This is a genomic window from Chryseobacterium lathyri (genome assembly GCF_019970085.1).
GTDB classification, from domain to species: domain Bacteria; phylum Bacteroidota; class Bacteroidia; order Flavobacteriales; family Weeksellaceae; genus Chryseobacterium; species Chryseobacterium lathyri.
In genome coordinates, this window is record NZ_JAHXYG010000017.1 from 1 (window position 1) to 501 (window position 501).

1 protein-coding gene is annotated in these 501 nt (G+C 35.9%); it reads left to right on the top strand.

Going from position 1 to position 501, the window contains the following annotated elements:
• On the top strand, nucleotides 1–501 hold a 501-nt coding region (locus LC418_RS20850; RefSeq protein WP_223560514.1), incomplete at both ends, for a hypothetical protein.

Sequence of the window (501 nt, forward strand, 5' to 3'; positions counted from 1 at the left end):
ATATAGTAGCAATCAGCTGACTTGGGAAGATCATCCAACTACCGTTCAGATCTTTCCTGATGGTCGTTTTGAAGCGAGCTACCCTGTGACACATCCTGAAATTTCCTATATAAAATATAGAAATGACAGGTTTACATTTTATATTGAACCTGGGCAAACGTTAGCTTTGCGATTCAAAGTTACTCAAGATCAAAACTTAGAATTAATAGGTTTTGAGGGGCCTCTTGCTGTCGAAAACCAGCAATTAAAAGATTTTGATTGGGGAAAGAATCCTCGAGCTTTCTATCAAAATCGGGAAAAGATATTGAAGGAACAACCTATTTCACAAACAAAAATGCAAATTATTTCTGCTTGGGATTCGGTGCAACATGAAGTAGACGTACGTTTTAGGAAATCCGGATTTTTACCCAAATTAAAAAATCTGATCCATACAGATATTGCACTTTACTATGCGACACAATTAATGGATCTCCAAATGTCCAAAAAAAGTCTTTTTAGAGA